This window comes from Desulfolithobacter dissulfuricans (assembly GCF_025998535.1).
GTDB lineage: Bacteria > Desulfobacterota > Desulfobulbia > Desulfobulbales > Desulfobulbaceae > Desulfolithobacter > Desulfolithobacter dissulfuricans.
Genome location: NZ_AP024233.1, coordinates 1,150,104 through 1,167,697 on the forward strand (window position 1 = coordinate 1,150,104; position 17,594 = coordinate 1,167,697).

The following is a 17,594-nucleotide window of genomic DNA, read 5'->3' on the forward strand; positions in this document are numbered from 1 at the left end:
CTGTGCTGCAACCCATCTGTCCGGTTTTCGCGGGAGCCGGACTGGCTTGAACAAAGGAGGTGCACGTCAACAGGTTAAGGAAAGAGTGTTGTCCGGTCTCAAACATGAAATGTTTGTTTATTGAAACTGGCCGGGGACAAGATCTCCCCAGGTGGAAGGTTCACAAAACATAACAAGGAGGAGCTGTATGAAGCGAATATCACTATTACTCGGAGTCATTCTGGCGAGTCTGCTGCTCGTAAGTTCGGGGGCAATGGCACTGGATGCCAAGCTGACTTCCCAGAAGGTAAAAGCCGGCAAGCCGATCACGGTTTCAGGCACTATCGAACCCGGACAGGACCTGTTCGTGGTTATCAATACCCAGAAGATGTTCAGGCCATCTGAGGCCCCTGGCCCCAAGGAAAAAGCCCGGCTGATGAAAGGCAAGAAGGGTAAGAACGCCTTTGGCGATACCCCTATACCGCCGAACTACTATGTGATCACCAATGTGCCGGAAAAACTGGCAACCCCTAAAGAAGCCTGGAAGGGTCAGACCAAGGGCATCTTCGCTTTTCCGCCTTTCAAGTACAAGGTTGAGGTCAACAAGATAAAGAAATGGAATGAGATCGACGATTCGGTCAAGGCCATGCTCGGTCCGATCACCTCGGAGATGCAGTGGAAGTTCCTGATCTATGTTCATGAGAAGAAGTTCGGTATCAATACGGTCTCCAAGGAGAAACCCCTTGGTGGCGGTAATGCCCGGATGATCATGACCGACTACAACAAGCAGCCGAAAAAATGGAACGAAGGTGTCAGCCTGACCCTGGACAAGAATACCGGTAAGTTCTCGGTCACCATGACGCCGTACAAGAACATCGCTCCCAATGCGGCGCTGGATGTGTATGTCAACGGACAGAAGGTTGATACCTTTACCATTCAGAAATCCACCTTCTTCTTCAAAACCGCCAATGTCTACATGAATCCGCTGATCGTCTTTGGCGGCGCGTTCCTCATCGGCGTCCTGTTCGTTATCATGGGTGCCGCCGGTGGTCTGTTCACCGCGGCCTTCCAGATCACGGTCATCGGAACCAAGGGTCCGGTCGGTATCAACGCCGGTAACACCATCAAGCCGACCAACCTGTTCCTGACCCTGTGTTCGCCCATCACAGGTCTGATGACCTACTTCAAGGAAAAAAGGTTCGCCTACCCGGTGGCCATCCCCTTTGCCATCGGTATCGTTACCGGCGCCTTTTTTATCGGCCCCCGCTGTCGGCTAAGTATCTGAACCTGGCGGCCTTCAAGTTCTATCTCGGTATCATCTGTCTGGTTATCGGTATCAAGCTCTTCACCGAGTCCCTGCCGAGTTCCATTGAGAAGAAAAAGGCCATGAAGGCCATTGTCCAGAAGTTCAACGCCGCGGTCAAGGAAGCCAAGGAATCCGGTAAGGCCATGGAGATGGGTAAAATCGAATTTGATAAATTCAACTTCATTTCCTTCAACATGCGTTTCTGGGGTGAGACCTTTGTCGCCCGGCCGCTGATGATGCTCATCGGTGGTATCGTCATGGGTGTGATCGCCTCCTCCTTCGGTGTCGGCGGTGGCTTCATGTTCATGCCGTTCATGACCACCCTGGTGGGATATCCCATGTATCTGGCCGTACCCATAGCCCTGGCCGGTACCTTTGCCACCTCCACCGGTGCCATTGCCAAGTACGCGCTCATGGGATACCAGCCCGACTGGATCATGGCGGCTCTCATTGCTGCCGGCGCCATGTGCGGTGGTATGGTCGGTCCCAAGATCCAGAAGAAGCTTCCGGAGATTTTCCTGAAACGGATGCTGGCCCTGGCACTTATCATTGTATTCATGAAGTACACAAAACTGCTGGTATTCCTGCGCTAAGGCTGCCAGAACCATATCAGGTGCTTTTTCAGGCACCACTTTTCGGGGAGACGGGCATCATGGCCCGTCTCCCCAACCTTTGCTTGTTTTGTCTGTGACCCAAGAAGGAGATAATCATGAAGAAATCTGTGTACTCGATATGTGGCATGTGCACGGTTCGTTGTCCGATCCGGGTTGAGGTTGAGGATAACAAGGTGACATGGATCGAGGGCAATCCACATCTGCTCGACAGTGCCCTGTGCGCCAAGGGGTCGGCCGGTGTCGCTCTGGTAAATGATGATGAGCGGCCCAGGCAACCCTTGATCAGAGAAGGCGGGCGTGGAGCCGGACGCTGGCAGAAGGTGAGCTGGCCGACCGCCTATGACTACATCGCCGAGAGGCTGAAAAAGATCAAGGCCGACTATGGTCCCGAGTCGGTGGTACTGTCTTCACGCGGGGGACCATGGCAATCCATGTATAAGACCTTTATCCATGCCTTTGGATCGCCAAATTACACTAACCACGATTGCACCTGTGGTCGTAATACCCACCATGCCAGTCTTTCTCTAAATGGTGTCGGCCGGAAGGGCTTTATCTATGATATAAAAAATGCCAAACATCTGGTCTGTTTCGGGCGCAATTACTTTGCCTCGTTGCAGATAGCTCAGAGTAACCAGGTGCTTGACATGCTGGACAAGGGCGGGCGTCTTACTTATGTCGATGTCCGACAGACCATGACCGGCATCAAGGCAACCCGGTTTTTTCAGGTTCGCCCCGGTACCGACTATGCCCTGACGCTGGGCATGATCCATGAGATCATCAAGCGCGGGCTGTATGACAAGGAATTCATCGACCGGTATGTGAGCGGCTTTGACGAACTGTGCAGCTTCATCGAGGAATACACTCCGGCCTGGGCGGCCAAGGAGTGCGGGGTCAAGGAAAAGGCCATCAAGGAGTTTGTCGACGAGGTGGCCGAAGATATGCCCCGGGTCATCTTTCATCCGGGCTGGAACCTGTCGCGCTACAAGGATTCGTTTTACGCCAGCAGGGCCCTCCACATCCTCAATGTTCTGATGGGCAATATCGAGATCGAGGGCGGGCTGATCATTCCCAAGGGGGCGGGCGACTGCGGTTTTTCCGGTATTCGCAACCTGGACTGTCCCAAGCCCGATATCAAGAGGGGCGACGGAGTGGGGTGGAAATACACCCATTTCGACAAAGGCCCCGGCCTGGCTCACCTGTTCTTCGATGCCATGCGTACCGAAGATCCCTATCCGATCAAGGCCTGGATCGCCATGCGTCATGATCCCTTTGCCTGCATGCCCGATCCCCAGCGCCAGAAACTCTACTTTGACAACTGTGATCTCCTGGTCTCCATCGATACCCATTACAGCGAGTTTGGCTGGTATGCCGACGTGATCCTGCCGGAATCCACCTACCTGGAAAGGGATAATCCCATCTGCCTGCAGAAAGGAACCAAGCCCAGGCTGGCGGTGCGGCGCAAGGCTCTGGAGCCCCGTTTTGACACCAAGCCCGGCTGGGAGATTTTCAGGCAGTTGGCTGAACGCCTCGATATCGGCGAATACTTTCCCTACAATACCATCGAGGAACTCTACGAGTGGCAGCTTGAGGGAACCGGCTACACCATCGAGGATTTTGAAGAAAAGGGATTCATTGAGCTCACCGACAAGCCGCTGCCCCTGTATGACCGCGACAAGCTGGACGGGCAGTTCAAGACGCCTTCCGGCAAGATCGAGATCATCAGCAGTAAACTCGAAGAAGCCGGTCTGCCGTCGCTTAAGCCCTACAAATCGCCCAACAAGCCACCCAAGGGCATGTTCCGGCTGGTCTACGGCCGTTCGGCGGTTCATACCCACAGCCATACCATCAACAATCCGCTCCTTGAGGAACTGATGCCGGAAAACACCCTGTGGATCAACCACCGGGCAGCGGCCAAGCTCGGGATCGAGGACGGCGACATGGTCGAGGTAACGGCTCAGAACGCCAGCTACTCAGGCACTGTTCAGGCCCACGTGACCGAGTTTATCCACCCGGAATGTGTCTATACCGTGCATGGCTTCGGCCGTCAGGTCCCGCTGCAGAGCCGCGCCTATCATGCGGGTATCAGTGATCAGAAATTGATGGCCGGATTACTGGATAACTGGGACCGGGCCGGGGGTGCCATCAACCTCTGCGAAGCCCTGGTCTTTGTGAAGAAGAGTAGCCGGAATCCGAAGAGGAGGGTTGAGTTATGAACACATACATGATCTATCTCAACGCCAAGCGTTGTATCGGTTGTCACGGCTGCGAGGTCCACTGCAAGATCAACAAGGAGCTGCCTGTGGGGCCGATTCTCTGCGAGATCAGCCACGTGCCGCTGAAGTCCGTCAAGGGGGTACCCAAGACCGAGTTTGAATTCAGGTCCTGTTACCACTGTGACGATCCCTTCTGCGTCCCCATCTGTCCCAAAAATGCCATGATCAAACGGGAGGACGGGATCGTCTATATTGACGAGGAAAAATGTATCGGCTGCATGGCCTGCGCCGGTGCCTGTCCATGGACCATTCCCCAGCTCAATCCGGCAACCGGCAAGGCAGTGAAGTGTGATTACTGCAAGGACCGGGTGGACCAGGGGCTGAAACCGGCCTGTGTGACCAAGTGTACCACCCATGCCCTGCGTTTTGTCCGCCTGCAGGATGTATAATGAACAGCGCCGGGCGTGATCCGGGCGCTGACGATCAGGGGACAGGTTTCGGCCTGTCCCTGTTTTTTTGATGGACAGAGATCCCTTGCCGGGATAGGAATGGGCAGGCTGCCATGGAATGACAGCCGGAAACATAGACTGTAAATGTCCGGTCGCAACCGGGCGGAAACCAGGACAGGACAGGAAAGAAATGGAGCTTTTGTACGGACTGCTTGACTGGTTGTACTATGGGGTCATCGCGCCTTTTTTCCGATTTCTCAGCCAGACCCTCACCCTGATTTTCCTGAAACCTCTGGAAATGCTGGGGGTTCCGGTCGGGCTACAGGTCGCCCTCATCGCCGTCCTCACGGCGGTACTTGCCTTTCGTATCCGTAGCTGGCTGCGGGTGGAAGAGAAGGTCCGGGAATTCAACGAGCGGTTTGCCGAAAAACGAAAGGCCCAGCAGGACCTGCAGCTGATTTCCGACTGGAAGAGCCGTGATGCCCTGTACCGGGCAACCGACGAGGAGTTGAATCATGAGTACAACACCTTTCTTGCCTATCACTATGCCCGCTATGTGCTGGTCTACCTGCTGCCTCTCTTTCTGATTCTGGCCTGGCTCAACAACTATTTTTCCGAGCCGTGGCTCATTGCCCGCTTTGGCAAGCCCTTTGTTATTCTCCTGCCGGATAACCGGCTCGGGGCCCAGGGGCTTTCGGTCACCTTTATCTTCCTCCTGGTCTATGTTGTTTCTCTGATCATCGGTTTCAGAATAAAAAAATATCGCAGGTCCTGAGCTACTTGCCTGTCCGGCACCTGCCTGCTGGCCGGGAATGGTGGCCCGGCGGGCAGGGAAGAAGTGCTGCTTTGGCAAAGAAGCTCTTCTGGCTGAAAAAACATGGTTCTGTCCCGGGGCACGGAATTTTGTTTTTTGATTGCCACTGAAATTCAGCCGGAACAAGAACAAGGGATATCATCGCCTGGTCTCTGAAAGAGTTGCTCGCAGGAGCGTACCTTTTTGCAACTAAGTTATCTCTCCAGGTAGAGAGAAAAAGCGATGTCAGCTCTCAGACCGGTGACAGCTGAGCTTTGGTGGTTATCACATTTTGTTTTGCGTATGGGAAAAAATTCTTCTAAGATAGAGACCAGAGAAAAAAATTCAGACCTAGACGTCTGCAGGAAACCCTATGCCCCGACAGGCGCCATACATACCCGCATCCGAAGAAAACCGACGCCGGTTTTCCAGGGTTCTGTTCAACCGGACAGCCCGGCTGTACCTGGGCGGCAGGCGGTACGAGCATGAGAAGATACGCAATCTGAGTATCGGCGGCGTCTTTGTCGAGGGACAGTACAAAGCCAACCCGGGAGAAATCTGCGAGCTGGAACTGCATGAGAGCGGTCGCCATTCCAGCCTGATCCTGAGATTTACCGCCCGGATTGTCCGGATAATTGACGACGGAGTGGCACTTGAATTTATTGATATGGGTCCGGATGCGTACATGTTCCTTCAAACCATGGTCCTCTACTCCTCTGACGATCCATACACCGTTGCCCAGGAGTTTCTCGACGATTTTCCTGCAGCGCTGCAGGACACCCGCTGAATCGGCTTCTTTGCCGCAGACCTTTCTTTCCGGATAGTATCCCAACTGAAAAAGGCAGGCATCAGGAGTTAACTGTGGTATGCAAGATTGTTTCAGCATGCCCGTAAGTTATTGATCTGTATTTACACTGTATTTACATGAACCAGGAAAGTAGCACACAGACAGACATCGCACCGGTTCTGAAGCCCTTTGCCACCATCGGCGGCCAGGCGCTGTACCTGGTAACCGATATGGGGAAAATGACCATTTTCCTCTTTCTCGCCGTGCTTGGTCTGCTCAAACGGCCATTTCGTTTCAGCGAGCTGCTCAAGCAGATGTGGTTCATCGGCGCCGGGTCGGTCACGGTGATTTTTTTTACCGCTCTTTCCTCCGGCATGGTGCTCGGACTGCAGGGATACTATTCTCTGCATAAATTCGGAGCCGAAGGCATGCTTGGTTCAGCGGTCTCGCTGACACTCATCATGGAACTCGGGCCGGTTCTCACCGCGCTCATGGTCACCGGCCGGGCCGGATCGGCCATGTGTGCGGAGATCGGTATCATGCGTATCTCCGAACAGATCGATGCTCTTGAATGCATGGCCGTTGATCCGTTCAGGTATCTGATCTCGCCTAAATTTCTCGCTGCCCTTCTATCTGTCCCCCTGCTGACTGCCATGTTCGACGTGGTAGGCATTTTTGGTGGCTACCTGGCCGGGGTCAAGTTGATGGGGGTGAACTCCGGGGCCTTTTTCAGCGGTATGCAGCAGAGCGTGACCAACCATGATATCCGGCTCGGGGTTATTAAGTCCTTTGTCTTTGCCCTGCTCCTGGTCTGGATCTGTACCGGACGGGGGTATTTTGTCCAACAGATCCGGGGAGCCGGTTTCGGGGCTGAAAGTGTGAGCAAGGTGACCACTCAGGCAGTGGTGATATCGTCCATCTCGATCCTGGTTTTTGATTATCTGCTGACCGCGATTCTCCTGTAGCTGGATTGCCGGTCCAGGCTGTATCGCTCCGGATGAGTTCCGGGCTGGTGCTGGGTTTACAATATGACTGACATACAAAAAAATCATTCCGGTGACCCGGCCATCCGTTTTGTCGACGTGACCAAGAGTTTTCCTTCACGTCACGGGCGCCACGTGGTGCTCAGCGGGGTCAACTTTCAGGTTCCCCGGGGAAAGACCACGGTCATCGCCGGCGGCTCGGGGTCGGGCAAGAGTGTGACGCTTAAGCTGATTCTCGGGCTGATGCGTCCGGACAGCGGCCAGATCCTGGTGGAAGGTCAGAATGTAGCTGCTCTCCGGGGACGGGCCTTGCAGCAGGTTCGCGTCCGTTTCGGGGTGCTTTTCCAGGGGGCGGCCCTGTTTGATTCGCTCACGGTCTTTGAAAACGTGGCCCTGCCTCTGCGCGAGCGGACCCGGCTTGATGCCGGTGCTATACAGGCCCAGGTGATGAAAACCCTGGAACAGCTGGAGCTTGGTGGCCATGAAAACAAGTATCCGGCCCAGCTTTCCGGAGGGATGCGGAAGAGGGTCGGTCTGGCCAGAGCCCTGCAACTTGATCCTGAAATAGTTCTTTTTGATGAGCCGACCACAGGTCTCGATCCGGTGATGACCCGGGAGATCTATCAGCTTTTCTACCGTACCCAGCAGGAGATAGGCTACACTGCCATCATTGTCAGTCACGATATCCCGCGGGTGTTCAGTCTGGCCGATCAGGTGATCCTGCTCTCCCGGGGCGAGATGGATGTGTTTGAAAGCCCCGAGGAAATTCAGTGGTCGGAAAAAGAGTATATCAAGGAGTTCGTGGCCTCGACCATGGGTGAGATCTACGAGAGCAGCCGGGTGGAACAGGGGCGTTTCTGAGACGGGCTCCCCTCGGTGGGGCTTTGCCGGTATGGTCAGGAGGATGAATGGAAAGGCTCCACTGGCTCAACAGGCTGTCACTGCGACGGTGCCTTCTGTCTTTTTCGTGCCTTACACCTGAATTCCTGTCATAAGAAACAAGAAAATTATCAACCATCTACGATTTGTTGGGTTGCGGGCAATACCCGGTTTTGGAAAAATAAACGTAAAATAAAGATAAGTTATGAGCAATTCACGTGTTGAAATAATGGTCGGCATCTTTCTGGTGCTCGGGCTGATGGCCTTTGGCTGGCTTGCCATTCAGTTGGGGGAACTGCCCTGGCTCACCGGCAGTACAACCTATGTGGTGTATGCGGATTTTGACAACGTATCCGGAGTCAAGCCCGGGGCTGACGTGCAGATAGCCGGGGTGACAGTGGGCACCGTCCGGGAGCTTGAGCTGACCGATGACGCCCTGGCCCGGGCCGCCATGCAGATAGACAAGACCATCAAAATTCCTGTCGATTCCATGGCCTCGGTCAAATCCCAGGGGATCATCGGTGACAAGATCATCCAGATTACCCTGGGTGGAGACGAGGAAAATTTAAAGCCAGGCGAGGTGATCAGTGACACCGAGTCGTCTGTTGATCTGGAGTCTCTTATCTCTAAATTTGCTTTTGGTCAGGTGAAATAAAAAATGAACGCGTATCTTTTACCGGCACGACGGTGGTATCTCCTGGTTGTCCTGGCCCTGCTGATCCTGGTCCCGAGGGCGGTCCAGGCGGCCAGGGACGAGGCGGTTGATTTTCTAAACGATGATTTCTATGCCGAGGAAGGGGCAGAAACCGAGGTCCCCGATCCCCTGGAGCCCCTGAACCGGGTCATGTTCACCTTCAACGACAAGGCCTATCTGTGGGTGCTCAAACCGGTGACCACCACCTATGCCGACACGGTACCCTGGGAGATGCGCTGGTGCATTGACAGCTTTTTCAACAACCTGCTGGAGCCGGTCCGTTTTGCCAATGCCCTGCTGCAGCTGCGGCTGGGGGATGCCGGTACCATTCTGGGGCGTTTTCTCATCAACTCCACCCTGGGCGTTTTCGGGTTGGCCGATGTGGCGGAGCGGGAATTCGAAATCCCCACCGTGGAGGCCAGCCTGGGTGAAACCCTCGCCACCTGGGGAATCGGCGACGGCCTCTACCTGGTGGTTCCCTTCTACGGCTCCACCACCCTGCGGGACTTCACCGGCACCATGGCTGAAACCTTTGTGACGCCCTATTATCTTCTGGCTGACTCCTGGAGGGAGGAAAGCTTGATCTATGCAGGAAAAAATATTAATAACCTCACGTTTCATCTGGGTGAATACGAGCAGATGAAAGAACTTTCCTTTGATCCCTACATTGCACTGAGAAATGGTTATTTTCAATACCGTCGTCAGCAGCGGAGCCGTGCGGAGACCGAGAACAATGGTGAGTAGAGATACTGATGGTATGGAGGGCGGGCCTGTGGAGGCCGGCCGATCGGGCCGGCAGTGGATCCTCGTTTGGTGTGCGGCCCTGCTCTTTCTTGCCGGGTCCCTGCTGCCGGCAGCAGTGGTGCGGGCGGCAACTCCGGATCCATCGGCCCAGCTGCGGCCGTTCATAGACAAGGTGACCCGGATTATCAGCGATGCCAGGGACCGCCAGGACCCCAACTGCAATCTCTGCCAGCGCATCATCGATGTGGCCAGGGAACGGTTCGATTTCCGGGAGATATCCAAGCGGGTGCTTGGCCGGCAGTGGCGCAAACTCTCCAGGGAGCAGCAGGATGAATTTGTCCAGCTCTTCACCACGCTCCTGCAGTATGCTTATGTTGGCAACATCCAGGAGTATTCCGGCCAGAAGATCGAGTTCAGGAAACAGCGGATCAAGGGCAGGCGAGCCGAGGTGCAGACTGTCCTCGTAGACCAGGAAAAGACCATCCCGGTCTCCTATATCATGATCCTCAAGGGGGATCAGTGGCTGGTGTACGATGTGGTGGTCGAAGGGGTCAGCCTGGTGCGCAACTACATGGAGCAGTTCCGCCAGATTCTGCGCAAGGAGAAGTACGACGGTCTGGTCCAGAAGCTGCGTGACAAGATCAAGACTCTGGAGCAGCAGCGTCGGGAACAGTTTGCCCGCAAGGACAGCGACGGATGAATCCGGAAGATCTGTTTCCCTTCCTGAACCCTGAGGAGGCCGGGATCCTGGTCGGCTTTCTTGAACCTGTGGAAGTGAAGGCCGGGGAGGACATCTTTGTCGAGGGGCAGCAGGCCCCGTTCATGGTCTTCATTGTCCGGGGCCGGTTGGTGGTAAGGAAGCCGACCGAATTCCCCGGCAAATACCAGGTGATAGCCGTCCTTGAGGCTGGCAGTTTTGCTGGCGAGGCCGGGATCCTCGACGACTCTGTCCACGGGGCGACTGTTACCGCTGTCCGAGACTCGGAACTGCTCAGTCTGACCAGGACCTCCTTTGCCACTCTGGCCAGCCACCATCCCGGGCTGGCCATCGACCTGCTGCGTCACCTGCTGGCAATCGTTCATCTTCGTCTGCAGAAGACATCCCACCGACTTTCCATGGTCCTCTGAACAGGATTTTCTGGTTCTCCTGCAGGGAACTGTCCGAGATCCCGGAGGCCGTCCGCCGGACCTGCTCTCTCCCACCCACCTGATTTGACTGCCTATGCCATTTTCTCTCATTTTATGATGGATCTCTGTAATTTTTTTGTGTACACTACTCGTTTTTGTTGCTAATTATCGTGCCTGTTTCCCGGTACGGTATGGATTCAGGGCAGGGCGACTCTTGAAAGTTCCATTTGCTGAAATTGCCGAAGACGGCACCAAGTACGACATTACGGATGCTTCGTGGTTTCCGGAACAGGATCTTGTCAGGCTGGCTCCGGTCAGCGCCACGCTTCTGCTGGTCCGCAAAGCCGCGGGCAGGGTGGAGATCCAGGGACATCTTGAAACCACGGTGGAACTTCAGTGCGATCGCTGTCTCAAGCCCTATGGGTTGCGTATCGACACAAGCATCGATCTGATCCTCGAATGTCCAGATGAAGAACACTGGAAGCTTCGCGAGGTTGCCTGCAGTGCCGAAGACCTGGACACCGTGGTGCTTCGGGAACCGATAGCCGATCTTGACGATGTGCTGCGCCAGCAACTCTACCTGGCGCTGCCGTTCAAACAGTTGTGTGCCACCGGATGCAAGGGCTTGTGCAGCCGCTGCGGGGCAGACCTGAATCAGGGACCCTGTGGTTGTGATCCCGGGGAGAACCTGTCTCCCTTTGCCGTGTTGGCCAAGTTGAAAAAATAACGAAGACAAAGTTGTACTATTACTTCCGTCAGGAGGAAAGAAAATGGCGTTACCTAAAAGAAGACATTCCCATTCCCGCACCCGCAAGCGGCGGGCCCATGATTCGCTCAAGGCACCCAATGTGGTCAACTGCCCCGAGTGCGGTGAGCCGAAGCTGCCGCACAGGCTCTGCGGTGGATGCGGAGTCTACAAGGGAAGAAGCGTTATCCGTCTCGAGGACGAACTCAGTTAGTCTGCCGTGCGTATAGCCCTTGATGCCATGGGCGGAGACTGTGGCTCGGAGCTTCTGATCGAGGGAGCCCTGGCCGCAGTTCGTGACAACAGGGATTTTGAAGTCGTCTTGCTCGGTCCGAGCGCTGAGCTGGAAAAGCAGGTCGCACTCCTTGCCGATACAACACTGTCCTCCCGGCTCAGCATCCAGCACGCATCACAGGTGGTATCCATGCACGAATCTCCGGTGGAGGCCGTGCGCAAGAAAAAGGATTCCACCATCATGGTCGGTTTTGATCTGGTCCGCCAGGGCAAGGCAGATGCCGTCGTGTCTGCCGGAAATTCCGGCGCCACCCTGGCCGCCGCCGTGCGCAAGCTCGGCCGGCTCAAGGGGGTAGCCCGGCCAGGCATCGCCAGCCTTTTTCCCACCCTGAAAGAACCGGTGATCCTGATGGACATCGGCGCCAATGTCGACTGCCGGCCTCAGCATCTCTTCCAGTTCGCCATCATGGCCGCCTCCTGTTCCCGTCTGCTTCTAGGTATTGAGCGTCCCCGGGTCGGTCTGCTCAGTATCGGTGAGGAGAGCGGGAAGGGCAATGCCCTGGTGAAAGAGACCCATGTTCTGCTCAGGCAGAGCGGCCTCAACTTCATCGGTAACGTGGAGGGCCGGGATGTGTACCAGGGCGATGTGGATGTGATCGTCTGCGATGGTTTTGTCGGTAACATTTCCCTCAAGATAAGCGAAGGACTCGCCGAGGCGGCCATGCAGATGCTCAAGGACGAGATCATGAAGTCCCTGCGCGCCAAGATCGGCTACCTTCTTATACGCAAGGCCTTTGCCCGGTTCCGCAAGCGGGTGGATTATGCCGAGTACGGCGGTGCGCCGCTCCTTGGTATCGATGGCGTGGGAATTATCTGCCACGGCAAATCCAATGCCATTGCGATCAAGAACGGTATCGAGGTGGCGGCCGATATGGTCCGGAGTCGGGTCAACGATTCCATACGCTCTTCTCTTGAAGAGTATGCAACCTGAAATAGGGAGATATACAACAAATTATGCGAGCCGCAGTCCTGGGAACCGGGTCGTGCCTGCCTGAAAAGGTGCTGACCAATACTGACCTTGAAAAGCTGGTGGAAACCTCCGACGAGTGGATCACCACCCGGACCGGTATCAGGACACGGCGTATCGCCGGGCCCGGCGAGGAAAATTACAAACTCGCCTCCACCGCTGCCCGCCGGGCTCTGGAGATGGCGAAGGTCACTCCGGAAGAACTTGATCTGGTGGTGGTCGCCACCCTGACCCCGCACATGATGATGCCCTCATCGGCCTGTTTCGTCCAGGCAGAAATCGGGGCGGTCAATGCCTTTGCCTATGATCTCAATGCCGCCTGTTCCGGCTTTCTCTATGGCCTGGATCTGGTGGACAGCTACATCGCCCGCCGGCCGGACATGAAGATCCTTCTCATTGGCTCTGAGACCCTTTCGGCCCGGGTCAACTGGGAGGATCGAAACACCTGTATCCTTTTCGGGGACGGGGCCGGTGCCTGTGTCATCACCGGCCGGGAGCAGGGCGGGGTGGTGGCGAGCAGGCTACTTTCCGACGGCCGGCTCTGGAAACTCCTTTACATGGACAGCCCGGAGAGCAGAAACTCCGCCATCCGTCAGCCGGACCGCAAGGGATGCTATATCCAGATGTCGGGCCGGGACGTATTCAAATACGCGGTCCGGGCCATGGAGGATGCTGTCACCGGACTGCTCCTGGAGACCGGCACATCCATTGATCAGGTGGACCTGATGATTCCCCATCAGGCCAATATCCGCATACTTGGCAAACTCATGGAACGCCTCGGTGTTCCTGATGAAAAGCTCTACATTAACGTAGATAAATATGGTAATACATCGGCAGCCAGCATACCCATTGCCCTGGATGAAGCGAACCGGCAGGGAATTCTGTCCAGGGGACAGCGTATCCTGCTGTGTTCCTTCGGCGGCGGTTTCACCTGGGGTGCCCTGTTGATGGACTGGTAATAAGGAGAACTTTGTGGATTATTTTCTGACCGAAGAACAGCAGATGATCCGGGATACGGCCCGGGAAATCGCCAGCGAGAAGATCATTCCCGTCCGGGCGGAGCTCGACGAGAAAAACGAGTTTCCGACCTCCATTCTCGAGGACATGGCCAAGGCCGATCTGTTCAGTATCTTTATTCCCGAAGAGTATGGCGGCTTTGGTGGCGGCTGTTTCGAAATTGTCCTGGCCCTGGAAGAGCTGGCCAGGGGCTGTGTCGGCGTGGCGACCAGTTATGCTGCCAGTGCCCTGGGTATTTTCCCGGTGCTCATCGCTGGCAGTGAGGAAATGAAAAAGAAATATCTGCCCGACGTGGCCGCCGGAACCCGTTGGGCCGCTTTTGGTCTGACCGAGGCCAATGCCGGCAGCGATGCGGGCGGGGTTCAGACCACCGCCGTGCTGGATGGGGACGAGTGGGTGCTCAACGGCACCAAGCAGTGGATCACCAATGGTGGCGAGGCCCACCTCTATACCATCGTTGCCCTGACCGATCCCAGGAAAGGCGCCCGCGGTGCCTCTATCTTTCTGGTCGAGGATGGAGATCCAGGGTTTTCGTATGGCAAGAAGGAAGACAAAATGGGCATCCGGGCTTCGGCCACCAGGGAACTCATCCTCAAGGACTGCCGAATCCCCAAGGATCGGCTGGTGGGCCGCCAGGGCACCGGTTTCATAACGGTTATGAAAACTCTGGACATCTCCCGGCCCGGTATAGCTTCCCTGGGTGTGGGTCTTGGGCAGGCTGCCCTGGATGAGGCGGTGACCTATGCCAAGCAGCGGGTTCAGTTCGGCAAGCCGATCATCAGCTTCCAGGCCATTTCGCACATGCTGGCTGACATGGCTATCCAGGTCGAGGCTGCCCGGGCTCTCGTCTATGCCGCGGCCAGGCACATTGATTCCAATCCGAAGAAGATGAGCAAGGCTTCCTCCATGTGCAAGGTCTTTGCCACCGATATGGCCATGAAGGTGACCACCGATGCCGTACAGGTCCTGGGCGGATACGGCTACATGAAGGAGTATCCGGTTGAAAAGATGATGCGTGATGCCAAGATTCTGCAGATCTACGAGGGAACCAATCAGATTCAGCGCAATGTTGTCGGCCAGGAGCTCAATAAGGAATATGCTTCCTGAGATCATCTATCCATCCTGAACCAACATAAAAAAGATCCATGAATATTCTTGTCTGCATCAAACAGGTTCCCGATGCCAAAGATGTCCGCCTCGATCCGGAGACCAACACCCTGGCCCGGGAAGGTGTCTCGTCCATTATGAACCCCTTTGACCGGCATGCGCTGGAAGAGGCGGTCAGTCTCAAGGAACGCCACGGCGGCGAGGTCACGGTGCTGTCCATGGGCCCGCCCCAGGCCGAGGAAGTCCTGCGGGAGGCCATCTCCTGCGGAGCCGATCACGCTGTCCTGGTCTCGGACCGGGCCTTTGCCGGAGCCGATACCTGGGCCACCTCCTACACCCTGGCCAGGGCCATCGAGACCTTGGGCAACTTCGATCTGATTCTCTGCGGCAAGCAGGCCATTGACGGGGATACGGCCCAGGTCGGGCCCGGACTGGCCAGCCGGCTGCAGGTTCCCTATGTTACCTGTGTGCAGAAGACCCGGAGTGTAGATGATGGCAGCATCGTGGTGGAGCGGATGATGGACGACGGCTACGATGTGGTCCGGCTGCCGCTGCCTGCCCTGCTCACCGTGGTCAAGGATATCAACGAGCCCCGGGTTCCGTCGCTCAAGGGCAAGATGAAGGCGAAAAAGGCCCGGATAAGGGTGCTGTCGGCAGCTGATATAGGGGCTGAGGAAGGGTGTATCGGCCTGGCCGGTTCACCGACCCAGGTGGTCAGGGTCTTCTCTCCCGAGCCGCGGGGCGACCGGACTGTGTTCAGCGGTACTCCAGAAGAACAGGTGGAACAACTGGTTGCAGTCCTGCGCTCGGTGCTGTAACTGGGGCGCCTGGTTTGATTTCTGACTTTTGATTTCCTGATTACCTATTATGCTTATTGTAGATACGGAAAAATGTATAGGTTGCGGCGTCTGTGAAGAGACCTGCGCCTTTGGCGCCATAACCGTTGAAGACTCCATCGCGGTGGTGGGTGATACCTGTACCCTCTGCGGCAGCTGCGTCGACAACTGCGAGGTGGAAGCCCTGCATATCGAGGGCGGCGTCAGAAAGGGAGACACGGATCTGGACCAGTGGTCGGGGATCTGGGTCTTTGCCGAGTACCGGCATGGGCAGATCGCGCCGGTGGCCTATGAACTGCTTGGCATCGGCCGGCAGCTGGCCGATCAGCGGGGCGTGCCCCTGAGTGCGGTTCTTTTTGGTGACCAGGTGCTTGAGCACGCGAATCAGCTGATCGCCGCCGGCGCGGATACCGTCTATGTGGTGGATCATCCGGCCCTGGCCGACTATCGTGAAGATGTGTACGGCCGCGTCCTCGAGGACCTGATTCGGGCCCGTAAACCGGAAGTGGTACTTGCCGGGGCCACGGCCATCGGCCGCTCGGTGATTCCCCAGGTGGCCACGGCCCTGGGCGCAGGCCTGACCGCGGACTGTACCCAGTTGGCCATTCGCGAGGAAGATGGTATGCTCCTTCAGACACGGCCGGCTTTTGGTGGCAATATCATGGCCACCATTGAATGCCCCCATTCCCGGCCGCAGATGGCCACTGTCCGTCCCAAGGTCATGGCGCCAGCTCCTGTGGATCCGACCAGGACCGGGGAGGTGGTGGAGGTTGAGGTGCCGGAGGAACTGCTGCAGTCCCGGGTCGAGGTCCTGGAATGCGTCCAGGAGGAAGGGGAAAATGTCAATATCCAGGAATTTGAAATCCTGGTAGCCGGCGGTCGTGGCCTGGAGAATGAAAAAGGTTTTGAGCTGATCCAGGCCCTGGCCGAGGAGCTGGGCGGCGGCGTGGCTGCCTCGCGGGCGGCAGTGGATGCCGGCTGGATAAGCTATCCGCATCAGGTGGGCCAGACCGGCAAGACCGTGTGTCCGAAACTCTACATCGCCTGCGGTATTTCCGGCGCCATCCAGCATGCCGTTGGCATGCAGTCCGCTGATACCATCGTGGCCATCAACCGGGATGAGAAGGCACCGATTTTCGATTTCGCCACCTACGGCCTGGTGGGAGATCTCTTCGAGATCGTCCCGCTGCTGACTGAAAAACTCAGGGAGACAAAGGGACAGTGACGATTCAGGGAAAAACAGCACTGGTAACCGGGGGCAGCCGCGGTATCGGCCGGGCTGTCTGCCTGCGGCTTGCCGCCATGGGCGTTGTGGTCGGTATCAATTACGTGGGTAACCGGGAAGCGGCGGAAGAGACTCTGGCCACCATCAAGGATCTTGGCGGCAGTGGTTTTCTCTGCCAGTTCGACGTTGCGGATGCCAGTGGTGTTCAGGAAAGCTTCAAGCAGATCGGGGCAGAGCATGGGGTGGTGGAAATTCTGGTCAACAATGCCGGCATCACCCGGGATGGGCTCATGGCCAGAATGAAGGAAGACGACTGGGACAAGGTCCTGGACACCAACCTCAAGGGCGCCTTTCTCTGTTCCAAGGCCGCCATGCGCGCGATGATGAAGAACCGCTGGGGCCGGATCATCAATATCTCCTCGGTCATCGGTTTCCTGGGCAATGCCGGCCAGGTCAACTATGCCTCGGCCAAGGCCGGGCTCGTCGGCCTGACAAAATCCATGGCCCGGGAACTGGCTCCCCGCAGCGTCACGGTCAACTGTGTGGCGCCCGGCTATATTGTCACCGACATGACCAGCGGTCTGGGCGAGGATATCCAGCAGGCCATCAAGGCCCAGATTCCCCTGGGGACCCTGGGTACGCCTGAGGATGTGGCTGCGGCTGTTGCCTTTCTGGCCGGAGAGGATGCCGCCTACATGACCGGACAGACGCTGCACGTCAACGGCGGGATGTACATGGGAAATTGATTCATGGGTCCTGTGCGCGGGACTCATGCTGTAGCCAAGGTGCCGGGTGTCGAAGCCATCGACCCCGGATACTTGAACATACCATCTA

At 56.5% G+C, this 17,594-nt stretch carries 20 protein-coding genes; all 20 read left to right on the forward strand.

Annotated elements, in window-relative coordinates; all coding sequences use genetic code 11:
* Positions 1 to 187: 187 nt before the first annotated feature.
* Positions 188 to 1,264 carry a sulfite exporter TauE/SafE family protein gene (locus tag GF1_RS05025; protein WP_267928533.1) on the forward strand — a complete coding sequence of 359 codons (1,077 nt, stop codon included), beginning with the start codon at positions 188 to 190 and terminating at the stop codon, positions 1,262 to 1,264.
* A gap of 44 nt (positions 1,265 to 1,308) precedes the next feature.
* A complete protein-coding gene (locus tag GF1_RS05030; RefSeq protein WP_267929108.1) occupies positions 1,309 to 1,878 on the forward strand; it encodes a sulfite exporter TauE/SafE family protein in 570 nt (189 codons plus the stop codon).
* Positions 1,879 to 1,994: 116 nt separating this feature from the next.
* Positions 1,995 to 4,112, forward strand: coding sequence for a molybdopterin-containing oxidoreductase family protein (locus tag GF1_RS05035; RefSeq protein WP_267928534.1), 2,118 nt, complete (start codon positions 1,995 to 1,997; stop codon positions 4,110 to 4,112).
* Positions 4,109 to 4,561, forward strand: a complete 453-nt coding sequence (locus tag GF1_RS05040) for a 4Fe-4S dicluster domain-containing protein (RefSeq protein ID WP_267928535.1) — start codon at positions 4,109 to 4,111, stop codon at positions 4,559 to 4,561. Before GF1_RS05035 ends, GF1_RS05040 begins: the two co-directional genes overlap by 4 nt.
* A gap of 190 nt (positions 4,562 to 4,751) precedes the next feature.
* Positions 4,752 to 5,336, forward strand: a complete 585-nt coding sequence (locus GF1_RS05045; protein ID WP_267928536.1) for a hypothetical protein — start codon at positions 4,752 to 4,754, stop codon at positions 5,334 to 5,336.
* Positions 5,337 to 5,727: 391 nt separating this feature from the next.
* Positions 5,728 to 6,141, forward strand: a complete 414-nt coding sequence (locus GF1_RS05050; RefSeq protein ID WP_267928537.1) for a PilZ domain-containing protein — start codon at positions 5,728 to 5,730, stop codon at positions 6,139 to 6,141.
* Between the two features lie 137 nt (positions 6,142 to 6,278).
* Positions 6,279 to 7,106: an MlaE family ABC transporter permease gene (locus GF1_RS05055; protein ID WP_267928538.1), complete on the forward strand. Its 828-nt coding sequence runs from the start codon at positions 6,279 to 6,281 to the stop codon at positions 7,104 to 7,106.
* A gap of 63 nt (positions 7,107 to 7,169) precedes the next feature.
* A complete protein-coding gene (locus tag GF1_RS05060; protein ID WP_267928540.1) occupies positions 7,170 to 7,985 on the forward strand; it encodes an ABC transporter ATP-binding protein in 816 nt (271 codons plus the stop codon).
* Between the two features lie 223 nt (positions 7,986 to 8,208).
* A complete protein-coding gene (gene mlaD, locus GF1_RS05065) occupies positions 8,209 to 8,658 on the forward strand; it encodes an outer membrane lipid asymmetry maintenance protein MlaD (protein WP_267928541.1) in 450 nt (149 codons plus the stop codon).
* A 3-nt stretch (positions 8,659 to 8,661) separates the two neighbouring features.
* Positions 8,662 to 9,441: an MlaA family lipoprotein gene (locus tag GF1_RS05070; RefSeq protein WP_267928542.1), complete on the forward strand. Its 780-nt coding sequence runs from the start codon at positions 8,662 to 8,664 to the stop codon at positions 9,439 to 9,441.
* On the forward strand, positions 9,431 to 10,141 hold the full coding sequence (locus GF1_RS05075) for an MlaC/ttg2D family ABC transporter substrate-binding protein (RefSeq protein ID WP_267928544.1): 711 nt from the start codon (positions 9,431 to 9,433) through the stop codon (positions 10,139 to 10,141). Before GF1_RS05070 ends, GF1_RS05075 begins: the two co-directional genes overlap by 11 nt.
* Entirely contained in the window at positions 10,138 to 10,569 is a 432-nt protein-coding gene (locus tag GF1_RS05080; protein WP_267928545.1) for a cyclic nucleotide-binding domain-containing protein, read from the forward strand. The genes GF1_RS05075 and GF1_RS05080 overlap by 4 nt, the downstream gene beginning before the upstream one ends.
* Before the next feature lie 214 nt (positions 10,570 to 10,783).
* Entirely contained in the window at positions 10,784 to 11,296 is a 513-nt protein-coding gene (locus tag GF1_RS05085) for a YceD family protein (RefSeq protein WP_267928546.1), read from the forward strand.
* A 43-nt stretch (positions 11,297 to 11,339) separates the two neighbouring features.
* Complete coding sequence (gene rpmF, locus GF1_RS05090) at positions 11,340 to 11,528, forward strand: 50S ribosomal protein L32 (protein WP_267928547.1); 189 nt, start codon at positions 11,340 to 11,342, stop codon at positions 11,526 to 11,528.
* A 6-nt stretch (positions 11,529 to 11,534) separates the two neighbouring features.
* Entirely contained in the window at positions 11,535 to 12,539 is a 1,005-nt protein-coding gene (gene plsX / locus GF1_RS05095) for a phosphate acyltransferase PlsX (RefSeq protein WP_267928548.1), read from the forward strand.
* Between the two features lie 23 nt (positions 12,540 to 12,562).
* Positions 12,563 to 13,534 (forward strand): beta-ketoacyl-ACP synthase III, encoded by a 972-nt coding sequence (locus GF1_RS05100; RefSeq protein WP_267928549.1) that lies wholly within the window; start codon positions 12,563 to 12,565, stop codon positions 13,532 to 13,534.
* A 13-nt stretch (positions 13,535 to 13,547) separates the two neighbouring features.
* Positions 13,548 to 14,699, forward strand: coding sequence for an acyl-CoA dehydrogenase family protein (locus GF1_RS05105; RefSeq protein ID WP_267928550.1), 1,152 nt, complete (start codon positions 13,548 to 13,550; stop codon positions 14,697 to 14,699).
* Between the two features lie 38 nt (positions 14,700 to 14,737).
* Positions 14,738 to 15,517, forward strand: a complete 780-nt coding sequence (locus GF1_RS05110; protein ID WP_267928551.1) for an electron transfer flavoprotein subunit beta/FixA family protein — start codon at positions 14,738 to 14,740, stop codon at positions 15,515 to 15,517.
* 49 nt (positions 15,518 to 15,566) lie between these two features.
* Entirely contained in the window at positions 15,567 to 16,760 is a 1,194-nt protein-coding gene (locus GF1_RS05115; RefSeq protein WP_267928552.1) for an electron transfer flavoprotein subunit alpha, read from the forward strand.
* Positions 16,757 to 17,506 (forward strand): 3-oxoacyl-ACP reductase FabG, encoded by a 750-nt coding sequence (gene fabG / locus GF1_RS05120; protein WP_267928553.1) that lies wholly within the window; start codon positions 16,757 to 16,759, stop codon positions 17,504 to 17,506. The genes GF1_RS05115 and fabG overlap by 4 nt, the downstream gene beginning before the upstream one ends.
* Positions 17,507 to 17,594: the final 88 nt, after the last annotated feature.

Coding starts and splice junctions, on each gene's coding strand:
- GF1_RS05025 (WP_267928533.1), top strand. CDS start 188: ATGAAGCGAATATCACTATTACTCGGAGTCATTCTGGCGAGTCTGCTG.
- GF1_RS05040 (WP_267928535.1), top strand. CDS start 4,109: ATGAACACATACATGATCTATCTCAACGCCAAGCGTTGTATCGGTTGT.
- mlaD (WP_267928541.1), top strand. CDS start 8,209: ATGAGCAATTCACGTGTTGAAATAATGGTCGGCATCTTTCTGGTGCTC.
- GF1_RS05070 (WP_267928542.1), top strand. CDS start 8,662: ATGAACGCGTATCTTTTACCGGCACGACGGTGGTATCTCCTGGTTGTC.
- GF1_RS05050 (WP_267928537.1), top strand. CDS start 5,728: ATGCCCCGACAGGCGCCATACATACCCGCATCCGAAGAAAACCGACGC.
- GF1_RS05055 (WP_267928538.1), top strand. CDS start 6,279: ATGAACCAGGAAAGTAGCACACAGACAGACATCGCACCGGTTCTGAAG.
- GF1_RS05045 (WP_267928536.1), top strand. CDS start 4,752: ATGGAGCTTTTGTACGGACTGCTTGACTGGTTGTACTATGGGGTCATC.
- GF1_RS05075 (WP_267928544.1), top strand. CDS start 9,431: ATGGTGAGTAGAGATACTGATGGTATGGAGGGCGGGCCTGTGGAGGCC.
- GF1_RS05115 (WP_267928552.1), top strand. CDS start 15,567: ATGCTTATTGTAGATACGGAAAAATGTATAGGTTGCGGCGTCTGTGAA.
- rpmF (WP_267928547.1), top strand. CDS start 11,340: ATGGCGTTACCTAAAAGAAGACATTCCCATTCCCGCACCCGCAAGCGG.
- GF1_RS05035 (WP_267928534.1), top strand. CDS start 1,995: ATGAAGAAATCTGTGTACTCGATATGTGGCATGTGCACGGTTCGTTGT.
- GF1_RS05080 (WP_267928545.1), top strand. CDS start 10,138: ATGAATCCGGAAGATCTGTTTCCCTTCCTGAACCCTGAGGAGGCCGGG.
- GF1_RS05100 (WP_267928549.1), top strand. CDS start 12,563: ATGCGAGCCGCAGTCCTGGGAACCGGGTCGTGCCTGCCTGAAAAGGTG.
- GF1_RS05060 (WP_267928540.1), top strand. CDS start 7,170: ATGACTGACATACAAAAAAATCATTCCGGTGACCCGGCCATCCGTTTT.
- GF1_RS05110 (WP_267928551.1), top strand. CDS start 14,738: ATGAATATTCTTGTCTGCATCAAACAGGTTCCCGATGCCAAAGATGTC.